General features: G+C 44.0%; 11 protein-coding genes. 4 read left to right on the top strand and 7 right to left on the bottom strand.

Features of this window, described 5'->3' with window-relative positions; all coding sequences use genetic code 11:
- Positions 1–287: 287 nt before the first annotated feature.
- Both speB and speA read right to left on the bottom strand, forming a co-directional pair.
- Entirely contained in the window at positions 288–1214 is a 927-nt protein-coding gene (speB, locus tag AB4513_RS11795; protein ID WP_009846513.1) for an agmatinase, read from the bottom strand.
- Entirely contained in the window at positions 1214–3121 is a 1908-nt protein-coding gene (gene speA, locus AB4513_RS11790; RefSeq protein WP_102257374.1) for an arginine decarboxylase, read from the bottom strand. The genes speB and speA overlap by 1 nt, the downstream gene beginning before the upstream one ends.
- Before the next feature lie 561 nt (positions 3122–3682).
- On the opposite strand from speA, the gene AB4513_RS11785 reads away from it, so the two are divergent.
- The 4 genes from AB4513_RS11785 (at position 3683) to AB4513_RS11770 (ending at position 9114) form a co-directional block, all read left to right on the top strand.
- Complete coding sequence (locus AB4513_RS11785) at positions 3683–5119, top strand: coniferyl aldehyde dehydrogenase (protein WP_102257337.1); 1437 nt, start codon at positions 3683–3685, stop codon at positions 5117–5119.
- On the top strand, positions 5116–5694 hold the full coding sequence (locus tag AB4513_RS11780) for a TetR/AcrR family transcriptional regulator (RefSeq protein ID WP_065103388.1): 579 nt from the start codon (positions 5116–5118) through the stop codon (positions 5692–5694). The genes AB4513_RS11785 and AB4513_RS11780 overlap by 4 nt, the downstream gene beginning before the upstream one ends.
- A gap of 492 nt (positions 5695–6186) precedes the next feature.
- A complete protein-coding gene (locus AB4513_RS11775; protein WP_102257338.1) occupies positions 6187–7761 on the top strand; it encodes an ABC-F family ATP-binding cassette domain-containing protein in 1575 nt (524 codons plus the stop codon).
- A 114-nt stretch (positions 7762–7875) separates the two neighbouring features.
- Positions 7876–9114, top strand: coding sequence for a leucine-rich repeat-containing protein kinase family protein (locus tag AB4513_RS11770; protein ID WP_102257339.1), 1239 nt, complete (start codon positions 7876–7878; stop codon positions 9112–9114).
- Positions 9115–9234: 120 nt separating this feature from the next.
- Here the strand turns inward: AB4513_RS11770 and AB4513_RS11765 are convergent, their stop codons facing one another.
- The 5 genes from AB4513_RS11765 to infC all read right to left on the bottom strand — a co-directional run bounded on the left by AB4513_RS11765 (position 9235) and on the right by infC (position 11482).
- Positions 9235–9684: a hypothetical protein gene (locus AB4513_RS11765; protein WP_102257340.1), complete on the bottom strand. Its 450-nt coding sequence runs from the start codon at positions 9682–9684 to the stop codon at positions 9235–9237.
- A gap of 68 nt (positions 9685–9752) precedes the next feature.
- Positions 9753–10067 carry a N(4)-acetylcytidine aminohydrolase gene (gene yqfB, locus AB4513_RS11760; protein ID WP_009846506.1) on the bottom strand — a complete coding sequence of 105 codons (315 nt, stop codon included), beginning with the start codon at positions 10065–10067 and terminating at the stop codon, positions 9753–9755.
- A gap of 168 nt (positions 10068–10235) precedes the next feature.
- On the bottom strand, positions 10236–10589 hold the full coding sequence (rplT, locus tag AB4513_RS11755; protein WP_004733517.1) for a 50S ribosomal protein L20: 354 nt from the start codon (positions 10587–10589) through the stop codon (positions 10236–10238).
- Positions 10590–10631: 42 nt separating this feature from the next.
- Positions 10632–10826: a 50S ribosomal protein L35 gene (gene rpmI / locus AB4513_RS11750; RefSeq protein WP_004738430.1), complete on the bottom strand. Its 195-nt coding sequence runs from the start codon at positions 10824–10826 to the stop codon at positions 10632–10634.
- 104 nt (positions 10827–10930) lie between these two features.
- On the bottom strand, positions 10931–11482 hold the full coding sequence (gene infC, locus AB4513_RS11745; RefSeq protein ID WP_077680304.1) for a translation initiation factor IF-3: 552 nt from the start codon (positions 11480–11482) through the stop codon (positions 10931–10933).
- Position 11483 lies beyond the last annotated feature (1 nt).

The raw sequence follows: 11483 nt of genomic DNA, 5'->3' as shown, positions 1-11483 counted from the left end.
AACTTGAGACAATGTTCAGCACAAAGCGGATGAAAAACCATTTATTAAGCGTATATTTCGCCAGTTTCATATATGCCCATCAACATATTAAGGTGCTATGGAGGAACAATAGTCATGACTTATCATTCGATACACACATATCAAAAGGAATACGTTTTAGGACAAAACAATAGATACAAAAAAGCCGCCCGAGTTTAACTCGGGCGGCTTTTAGAAGATCATGTACCGCAATATGGTGTTTATCCGTAAAACGAGATTGCCACGTTCAACATGCCTCGCTAACTATTTTATTTTGTTAAGCGATTTGCCGTCCAAACATAAAGCAGCTCAAGTGCGATAGTTGCGCCAGCTAGAGCCGTAATTTCGCTTTGGTCATAGGCAGGAGACACTTCTACAACGTCCATACCAACCATGTTGATACCCTGTAAGCCACGAATGATTTTGAGCACTTTATCTGAATTCAAACCACCACACACAGGCGTCCCAGTACCCGGCGCAAAAGCAGGATCCAGACAATCGATATCAAACGTTAGGTAAACTGGCTTATCACCAACAATGCCTTTCACTTGAGCAATGATCTCATCCACGCTCATGTCATTCGCTTGCATCGCATTGATAACATTAAAGCCATGACCTTCCTGCTTATACTCTGTACGAATACCTATTTGCACAGAATGCTCAGGCGAGATTAACCCTTCATTTGGCGCATGGTAGAACATAGTACCGTGATCGTAACGACTACCCTGACTGTAAGTATCAGTGTGCGCGTCAAAATGAATCAGAGCCATTTCACCGTACTTCTTGCCGTATGCTCTTAGCAAAGGCAATGTAATGAAGTGATCGCCACCTAACCCTAACAGTGTTTTACCGCTGTTTAGAATCGCATCAGCGGCTGCTTCTAGACGCTGAGTTAAGTCTTCTGCATCACCGCAATCAAACACAAGATCGCCAGCATCAATCACCGAGGTGTGTTCAAATACATTGAAGTCCCAAGGAAATTTTTTGCCTTCCCACGCCAAGTTTACAGACGCACGACGAATCGCATCAGGCCCCATACGAGCACCCGGACGACCCGACGTCGCCATATCTAACGGCGCGCCCAACACAACCACATCAGCATCGTTATCAATTGGGTTCTGTACCAATGGACGACGCATAAAAGTCATCGCGTTGGAGTACAGCGAGTAATCTGGTTTGGTAAATAGATCGTTCATTAAAAATCCTCAAGATAGGTGTAACCCATCAAGCCTTGCTCTAACTCTTCAAGTACGCTTTGCTGCTCTTGTGCTGGTACTTTTGCCGTGACCAAATCTTTGTAGTTCTGACGAATCAGATCCGTATCAATGTGAACATAACGCATCATGTCTTCAACCGTATCGCCTTCATTGATGTAGTCGATATTCGCTTGACCACTTTCATCAACATTCACCACTACACTGTGGGTATCACCAAATAGGTTATGCATATCACCCAAGATCTCTTGGTATGCGCCTACTAAGAAAAAGCCCATCAGGTATGGTTCATCTGGGTTCCATGCAGGAACTGGCAGAGTCGTTTCAATACCTTGGCCATCAACATACTGGTCAATCGTACCGTCAGAATCACAGGTGATATCCAGTACTACAGCGCGTCGCTCATCCGCATTATCCAAACCACTTAGAGGTAATACAGGGAATACCTGATCAATACCCCAAGCATCTGGTAAAGATTGGAACAGCGAGAAGTTCACGAAAAACTTATCAGCCAAACGCTCGCTCAACTCATCCAAAATAGGACGGTGGTAACGGTTCTTAGTACTCATACGAGAGCTAAGTTCGTAGTTAATACGCAAAGACATCTGCTCTGCCCAAGCACGGTGCTGAAGATTCAGCATACCCGTCGCAAATTGGTTGTGTGCTTCTGCGATATCACTTTGCGTGTCGTTGTAGATCTCAATCAGCGCGCGGTCATCATTACCCGCATCTAGCTCTAAGAAATTCTTCCACATGTTGTTTAGCAACATTGGTGCGTCAGCTTCAGGCGCAGCCATATCTTCCGGAGAATAGCTTTCTGTACCGATCACGTTAGTAACAAGCACAGCGTGATGCGCAGTCAACGAACGACCAGATTCAGAAATGATCACAGGTTGCGGCTGATTGTAGAGCTTACAAATATCCCCTACTGTCATTACGATGTTGCGAGCGTACTCAAGCAAGCCGTAGTTCATTGAGTTTGAAGACTGGCTACGTGTGCCGTCGTAATCGACCGCCAAACCGCCACCAACGTCTAAGAACTTCAGTTGAGCACCTATATCACGCAGTTCACAGTAAAAACGAGCCGCTTCACTCACACCATTTCGTACATCACGAATATTCGCCATTTGCGAGCCAAGGTGGAAGTGCACGAGCTCTAGAACATCCAGTTGATCTTCTGCTTTCAAGCGTTCAATAACGGTCAATACTTGTGATGCAGACAAACCGAATTTCGACTTCTCACCACCACTTGCTTGCCATTTACCTGCACCTTGAGATGCAAGACGAATGCGTAGACCTAAACGAGGTTTCACGCCAAGCGCTTTTGCTTCAGAAAGGACAAGATCAAGCTCTGACAACTTCTCTAGAACGATAAATACTTTGTGGCCTAGCTTTTCGCCAATAAGCGCAAGACGGATGTATTCTCTGTCTTTGTAACCGTTACACACGATCACAGAGCTCGCTTTTTGAGCCAGTGCCAATACCGCTAATAGTTCAGGCTTGCTGCCCGCCTCTAAACCAAGCTGCTTCTGCTCTAATTGAGCTTGGCTCGCTAAGATCTCGTCAACCACTTCTTTCTGTTGGTTAACTTTAATCGGGTAAACAAGTAGGTAACGGTTATCGTACTGATATTCGTCGATCGCTTGGTTGAATGCGTTACAGATATTGTGCACACGTTGATGCACTATTTGAGGAAAACGCACAAGAGCAGGCAAACCAATATTTCTCTGCTCTAACTGTTTTACGATCTGACTTAGCGGAACTTGATGATCGGTTTCGCTCGGTGATACATACACCTCACCATTATCATCAATTCCATAAAAACCTTGGCTCCAGTGCTTTACATTATACTCAGCACGGATGCGTTCCAAATTAACCGAATTTTCCAATTCTAGAGACCTCACACTATAGGGCCATCGACAGAAGATACCTCATTGGAATAGCGAGGTATAACCCAACAAAAAACGTTCGAAAACGATTTGTTGGCTGCATTAACCGATATTATTAAGAGTGAGTCCAACCATTGATATTTGTGGTTACGATTACGTTTTTTTATCGTCGACCCGACTTAAAGTGACAGGTAAGGTATTACAAGGTTTTAGGCCAAAAAACAGGCTGAAGCGCATTAGATTTAAAGCACTTTCTAACAAAGAATCAGGTGAATAAAATACCAAAGACACATAAAATTCTTAGCTAACCTGGTCAAGTTAAGTCAGGGTTGTGACAAATATGCGCACTTCCCAATCTGAACTCTCGCTATCACAAACACAACTTGTATCCCGTGATTCGATACCTATAAACACTTCGTTCTTCCTACTAAAACTCGCTCACTTCAATGTTGTAACCGCTCAATTTTTGAACTTTTCTCGCGCATATCTTGTATTTGGTTGGATATTCTTGTAATTTCAACCGACCAACCAATCGGTCAGCTTTCGAATTTAGGGGATACTATGAGCCATAATCTAGACCTTGAACCAAACACGTCGAGCATCAACGACATGGATCAAATGTTCAACCGACAAAAAGATCACTACCGCTGTAATGTTAATCCAACGCTTGAGCAGAGAAGAAAAAACCTCTCAGAATTAAAAGCGTTGCTAATGCGCTATCAAGAGCAGTTGATTGAGGCAGTATCTGAAGATTATGGCCATCGAGCAAAACACGACAGCTTGATTGCTGATATCACCCCTTCTCTTCACCAGATCAATTACAGCCTGAAGAACCTTAAGAAATGGTTGAAGCCATCTCGCAGAAAAGCAGGCTTAATGCTGACACCCGCGAAGATCACGATTCATTATCAACCAGTTGGTGTTGTCGGTATCATTGTTCCTTGGAACTTCCCGGTGATGCTCTCTTTAGGTCCTCTCATCACGGCGCTGGCGGCAGGTAATACTGCAATGCTCAAGATGTCTGAGTTCACTCCAGTGACCAACCGAGTTTTAAAAGCTATGCTGGCCGAAGGCTTTAGTGAAGATCAAGTCGCGATTATCGAAGGCGAAGCTGACGTTTCCGCTAAATTTAGCCAGCTCCCGTTTGACCATATTCTATTTACTGGCTCGACCTCTGTGGGTAAGCACGTCATGAGAGCAGCAGCCGATAACTTAACGCCTGTAACCTTGGAATTGGGCGGCAAGTCTCCAACGATTATTGCTCCCGACTTTGATGTGGCTGACGCCGTTGAACGCATCCTGTTTGCAAAAAGCTTGAACGCTGGCCAGATTTGCGTGGCGCCCGATTACATCTTATTACCACGAGAAAAAGTCGACGCGTTCATCACAGCTTATAAGCTGTACTTCAAAAAGCTGTATAAAGCAGGCATTGAGAGCAAAGACTTAACTTCAGTGATCGATATGCGTCAATACAATCGTTTGAAGGGAGTGATTACAGATGCTCAATCTAAAGGCGCAGTTGTTCACACTGTCACCGAGCAAGCACAAGACGATGTGAACCACAGAATGACGCCACACCTTCTAACCGAAGTGAACGACGACATGCTCGCAATGCAAGAAGAGTTGTTTGGCCCCGTACTGCCTATCGTTCCTTATGATTCTATTGAAGAAGCGATCAGCTACATCACAACAAGAGAACGTCCGCTTGCTTTGTACCTGATGAGTCATGATAAGCAGACTCAAGATCTAATCTTATCGAGCACGCACTCTGGCGGCGTGTGTATTAATGATTCTTTGGTGCATGTGGCTGCAGAAGACGCGCCGTTCGGTGGTATAGGCCCTTCAGGCATGGGACACTACCATGGCATTGAAGGCTTTAAGACCTTTAGTCATGCTAAAACCGTTCTAAGTAGAGGTAAAATTAACTTCACCAAGTTAATGCACCCTCCTTACAACAACCCAATTAAAAAGATTCTGTTCAAAGTACTAAATAGATGATTACGAAAAGGCAAAAAATCCTAGATGCTGCGCTCCTGCTCTTCTCTCAGCAAGGGCTAGAGGGCACATCTACCGGACAAATAGCGAAAACGGCAGGTGTGGCAAAGGCAACGCTGTTCCATCACTTTGAGAACAAATCTCTACTGATTGATGAACTGTTTCGTGAACTGAAAATAGAGCTATTTTCTACCCTTGACCAGCACACAGAAATCGCTGAACAAGATCGCTACCAAGCCTTTAAGTTCATGTGGATTACAGGGCTTGAATGGGCGTTAGAAAATCCAGTTGCGATGAAGTTCTTCACCAATGTTCATTTCGACCCGACGACTCAAACTCGAGAAGTGATTGTTTCAAAGATGTTCGCATCGTTAGACGAGATCATTTTGAAAGGACAAGAAACTGGTGAGCTGATGGTGTTAGACATCAACCTTGTTAGGCACTTCATCCACAGCCATTTTTTGATTTGTGCAAACTGGTTGATTGAGCAGAATGAGTTACCTCCAGAGCAGTCAGGCAAGTACATCAGCGATAGCTTTGACATGTGTTGGCGAGCTGTCGGCGGACAAAACCTGTAATTTGCACATTATTTGAAGCTCTTGCTTTCAAAGAACACTCTAAAGCGCCTCATGGTTATATCTATATATAGGCATGAGGCGCTTTAATTATTTGGATACATTTTAATCACATCACCATATTGACTTTAAGCCCCCTCTTTCAGTAACATCACACCATCATTTCAAAAGAGAATAACGCCATAATGAAGTACTAACATCCTGACATCCGATTTATTTTTATAAAAATCATTTGGACACTCGGGGTTAGTGGGCGTTACTTCGTCATCTATTTTCGCGACAAATCAAGTTCTTAAAGATCCGTATTTTGACAACATGTATCTTGCAGAACTGTACCTCAAAGACAGAAATTGTCTCAGCGCAGCTTTTCTATCTTTGATTGGTCATCTACCTAAGTAACGTCTTGGTGATCTATTCTTAGACTCCTATGTTGGAGTCTATGTAGAAAAGCGCCTCACCCCTTTTACTCGTTTACACGTAAAGGGAGGTATTTTTATGCCTACTATATTAGCCAACAATCTCTCATTCCAGCTCGATACTGGTGAGTGGTTATTCAAAGACATCACCTTTAGTTTGAGCAGTCGCCTGACAGGCTTAGTCGGAAGAAATGGGGCGGGAAAGTCACTACTGCTTTCGTTACTGGTCGGGCAAACACAACCCACATCAGGCAGCATTTCCAAACAAGGCTCGATCGGCTTTTACTCCCAGTTGCCTTCAAAGCTATTGGATAGCACAACCAGCATTGCTGACTTCTTGGGGCTCACCGAAAAGTTAGACGCATTACATGCCATAGAACAAGGCAGCTGCGAACTTCAGCACTTCAATATCGTTGGCGAGGATTGGGATTTACAAGCGAACACAAAGCAACTTTTAGCCACATTGAAAATAACCAGTGGGTTAACCACACCGTGCCATACATTGAGCGGCGGGCAGCTATCCCTATTGCAGCTTCATCGCTTATTCGTATCAAACTACGACGTACTGATTCTCGACGAACCGACAAACCATTTGGATAGCGACGGGCGTAATTGGTTACTAGAACAGTGCCAGTTATTTGAAGGAAAAGTGCTTGTCGTCAGTCACGATCGAAGCTTATTGAGACACATGGAAGGGATCTATCATCTCAACAGTTTGGGATTACGTTTCTACAAAGGAAACTACGATGATTACTTCACGCAAATGTCGAGTCAAAGTGAAGCACTGGACAAGCAGATAACGCATCATCAATCGGAAAAGAAACGACTCGAGCGCCAAGCTCAGATTAACAAGGAAAAAGCTCAACAACGTGAGGCTCAAGGTAACCGACTCCGAAAATCAGGTAGCCAACCCAAGATATTATTGGATGCCATGAAAGATAAAGCAGGGCGAACCCAAGGCGCATCGGCAACAAGCCACAAGAACTTAAAGGATCAAAACCAACATAAGCTTCAATCTCTTAAAGAACAGCAAGAGCAACTGAAGCCGCAAGCGTTGTACCTACAACAAGCGAATGCTACTAAAAAACACTCACTATTAACCGTTGAAGAGTGTCGCCTAAATTTTGGTTCTGGTGTTCCTATTAGCTTATCTCTATCACAAGGCGAACGATGCTATCTAACCGGGGCTAACGGGTGCGGAAAATCGACTCTGTTAAAAGCCATTCATGGCCAGCACTCGAACTATATCGGATCCATTAAGCGCTTAGGGGCGACCGTATACTTGGATCAACATTTTGGCCTGTTAGACACCAACGACACCATATTCGATAGTTTGATGACACACAGCTTTGGGTTAACAGAAAGTGACGCACGAACCTTGCTCGCTGGAATAGGGTTCAGGCGAGACTCCGTATACCGAAAAGTGTCTCATTTAAGTGGTGGTGAAAAAATGAAACTGGCGATGTTGATCGTTAGCCACAAACAAGACACCCCGCTTCTATTGCTTGATGAACCGGACAACCATCTAGACATCGACTCAAAGCAAGTATTGGCGTCCGCTTTACGTGAATACCAAGGCGCATTTATCTTGGTGAGTCATGATGCTGATTTTGTTAAGGAGGTCGGCGTCAGCCAAAACCATATACGACTTTAACCTTCGTAAATTCGTTCACTTAGTGTAGTTAAGCGAGCATCGCTCCGGTGCTCGCCTTTCTCGATTGAGACAAGTAAACTACACGCCTCGAACATCTATTCATAAGGCTAAGGTTTGCATACTCTAGAACAACTTAAATCAGGGCAACTTAAAGGGATTAAGCACTTAAAACTGTCAGCAGAGCTCACTGAATTTCCATTAGAGATCTTAGATCTTGCCGATTCTCTAGAGGTTCTAGACCTCTATGGAAACCAACTATCAAGCTTACCAGACGAGCTATCACAGCTGACTAACCTGCGTATCATCTTCGCGTCGAATAACCTGTTCACGCACCTTCCTGATGTTCTAGGTACTCTTCCTAAGCTCGAAATGGTTGGCTTCAAATCTAATCAAATTAAAACCGTCAGCGAGCAATCTTTACCTGCTCAATTACGTTGGTTGATCCTGACAGACAATGCAATTGAGGTTCTCCCTCACTCACTAGGTGAAAGACCACGCCTGCAAAAGCTCGCATTGGCAGGTAACAAGATTCGTGTTTTACCAGAAAGTATGGAAAAGCTATCAAACCTTGAACTGGTTCGTCTGTCTGCAAACCAACTGACTGAATTCCCAGAGTTCCTTATCAAGCTACCAAAACTGGCTTGGTTAGCGTTTGCGGGTAACCCATTTTGCAAACATCCAAGTAGCTTAGATAGCGTGCCTGCCGTAAGCTCGCAATGCTACTCACTCAATCAAGTGCTGGGCCAAGGTGCGTCTGGTGTAATTTCTCATGCTAACTGGTTAAACGGTGACTTTGATTTCCCACAAGAAGTGGCGGTTAAAGTATTCAAAGGCGAAGTGACCAGTGACGGTTACCCACATGATGAACTTGAAGCATGTCTTCAAGCAGGCCAACATAGCAACCTAGTGAAGTCTATCGCACAAGTTGATGAAGATAACTACCTAGCATTGGTGATGGAGCTTATCCCGAGCAACTACTACAACCTAGGTTTGCCCCCTACTCTTGAAAGCTGCACTCGCGATACGTTCAATGAAGGCTTCGAGCTTTCAATTGCTAAGATCAATAGTATTACAGAGCAGATGATTGATGTGTTTGAACACCTTCATGCCAACAAAGTTTGTCATGGTGATCTATACGCACACAACACTTTGGTTAACGAGCAAGGTCAGATGATCTTTGGTGACTTCGGAGCAGCAACTATCTACGGTTATCTGACTGAAGAGCAGCAACAAGGCATTCGTCGAATTGAAGCGCGTGCATTGAAGTACTTTATTGAAGACCTACTGACGGTTTGTGCAAAGCAAGATCAAGACAGCGAGCTTTATACTCAACTGGCGAACTTCGAAGCTTAATGGCGTGTTGATTGGAAGTAATCGGTCGAATTGAAAACAACAAAGCCAACATCACTGTTGGCTTTTTTATTCTTGGAATATCACTTATTCTAATGGACAAGCAAGGTCGGCTAAAAGGGATTAACGCTCAGCCTGCACCAATTTCAGATACGAATGCAGCTCACCATTTTTATATTCCACCGCAGAGTGAATATTGAGATCAGCACGAGCCACAACAGTAAACTGGTAGCGATTCTCGCCCTTCAAAATCTCGACGTGTAACAACCCATCTTTTAGTTGCCACTGCCCTGTTGTTTCAAATCGATCGAACAAACGATATTCAATCAGAGAACCGTCAGCATTGAAGTGTACTTCAGTGATGTAACCGCCGGGGCAACTCTTCACCCAAACTCGATTCTCGATATCACTGACAATGAAGTCACGCTTTGTATCACGCCACGCTAGAAAGCCTTCGCTATCATAAAGAGCAAGGTCGAGATCAGTTCTAGAGATTAACGGCTGCTCATTTTGCTCACGACAATAAAGTTGGAGCAAAATTTGCTGAGCTGCACCATTCTGTAATTCACTCATTGTGACTTCCCTTTCTCATTGCTCTGCGTTAGACGCTGTATTGATCAACAAATTCTATTTAAAGCGGGTTACACAAGCTCGTAAGAAACCACATACAGTTGAGAGATACCCGGATAGATATCTTGAATCACACCCTTGAGGACTTCTAGCGTCATGTTCTCTTGCTCCGCATGGAACTCACCTAAGTCATCAAACAAGATTGGTTCTACACTAATGATCTTAAGATTACAGAATACACGTCCCTGCTCTAGCGTTGATACTTCTACAACGCTACCTGGCTGGTAATTGCGCTCAGATTCATCGCGAATAGTAATCGTCTTCTTGCCAGAAAGGATGTCAGTTTCAAAACGTTCGAAGAACGTCATAGTAGTCGGTGCGGTCATTTATCTCGGTCGCTTAACATTTAAAGGTTAGGTAAATGTTTATATACCAGAATGCTTGTTCAAGCGAATAAAAATTAGATGCGAGAGAATGCGGCAAAGCCAAATAGCAGGCAATAAAAAAGGAGAACCGAAGTTCTCCTTTTATTAAACCTTTAAGCTAACTCTAAATTATAGAGATGCTTTCGCTTTTTCAACTAGAACAGCAAATGCTGCTTTGTCGAATACTGCGATGTCAGCAAGAATCTTACGGTCGATCTCGATAGATGCTTTCTTAAGGCCATTGATGAAACGGCTGTAAGATAGACCATTTTGACGAGATGCCGCGTTGATACGTGCAATCCAAAGTTGACGGAATTGACGTTTCTTGTTGCGACGGTCACGGTAAGCGTATTGACCAGCTTTGGTAACTGCTTGGAAAGCTACGCGGTAAACACGTGAACGTGCTCCGTAGTAACCTTTAGCTTGTTTTAGAACTTTCTTATGACGTGCACGAGCTTGTACACCACGTTTTACGCGAGGCATTATGCTTCTCCTAAACTAAACGAATTTATAAACTAAAAAGAATTAAGCGTATGGCATCATACGTAGAACTTGAGCAACTTCACATTTAGGAAGGATCGAGTTCGGACGTAGCTGACGCTTGTTCTTAGTAGTACGCTTAGTCAGGATGTGACGTTTACCAGCGTGCTTAAACTTAATACCACCAGCAGTTTTCTGGAAACGCTTAGCAGCACCTTTGTTGGTTTTCATCTTAGGCATGATGAATAACTCCGCATTGTTGAGTTGTTAATAACATAGTAATTAGGGCGAATAAAACCCCGCAACCTGAGGCTGCAGGGTTTAATTACTTGCAAAGCCGTTAATTACTTCTTTTTAGGGGCCAACACCATGATCATCTGGCGACCTTCAATTCTCGTTGGGAAAGATTCGACAACTGCAAATTCTTCAGTATCTACTTTCAAACGATTAAGAACGTCAACACCGATTTCTTGGTGAGCCATTTCGCGGCCACGGAAGCGAATTGTTACCTTCACTTTGTTGCCGTCTTCAAGGAAACCAGTCAGGTTGCGTAGTTTTACCTGATAGTCTCCAATATCAGTTCCAGGTCGGAATTTAATTTCCTTAATCTGAACCTGCTTTTGCTTTTTCTTCTGCTCTTTCGCAGCTTTGCTCTTCTCGAAGAGGAACTTACCGTAGTCCATCACACGACAAACTGGCGGCTCGGCGTTAGGGCTGATCTCTACAAGATCCATACCAGCTTCATTTGCAGCTTCCATCGCTTCAGCGATTGTTACTACACCAACAGCTTCGCCGTCTGCGCCAGTTAGACGCACTTCACGAACGCCACGAATGTCACCGTTTAAACGGTGCTGGTTTTGTTTGGCCGGTTGTTGGCCACGTCTTCCGCCTTTAATA

The organism is Vibrio sp. 10N.222.54.E6 (assembly GCF_041473955.1).
Lineage (GTDB): Bacteria > Pseudomonadota > Gammaproteobacteria > Enterobacterales > Vibrionaceae > Vibrio > Vibrio tasmaniensis_A.
This window is presented reverse-complemented; position numbering and strand designations above follow the sequence as displayed.

Excerpts from the sequence above, each read along its gene's own strand:
- speB (WP_009846513.1), bottom strand. The coding sequence starts at position 1,214 with ATGAACGATCTATTTACCAAACCAGATTACTCGCTGTACTCCAACGCG.
- AB4513_RS11785 (WP_102257337.1), top strand. The coding sequence starts at position 3,683 with ATGAGCCATAATCTAGACCTTGAACCAAACACGTCGAGCATCAACGAC.
- AB4513_RS11780 (WP_065103388.1), top strand. The coding sequence starts at position 5,116 with ATGATTACGAAAAGGCAAAAAATCCTAGATGCTGCGCTCCTGCTCTTC.
- AB4513_RS11775 (WP_102257338.1), top strand. The coding sequence starts at position 6,187 with ATGCCTACTATATTAGCCAACAATCTCTCATTCCAGCTCGATACTGGT.
- AB4513_RS11765 (WP_102257340.1), bottom strand. The coding sequence starts at position 9,684 with ATGAGTGAATTACAGAATGGTGCAGCTCAGCAAATTTTGCTCCAACTT.
- yqfB (WP_009846506.1), bottom strand. The coding sequence starts at position 10,067 with ATGACCGCACCGACTACTATGACGTTCTTCGAACGTTTTGAAACTGAC.
- rplT (WP_004733517.1), bottom strand. The coding sequence starts at position 10,589 with ATGCCTCGCGTAAAACGTGGTGTACAAGCTCGTGCACGTCATAAGAAA.
- rpmI (WP_004738430.1), bottom strand. The coding sequence starts at position 10,826 with ATGCCTAAGATGAAAACCAACAAAGGTGCTGCTAAGCGTTTCCAGAAA.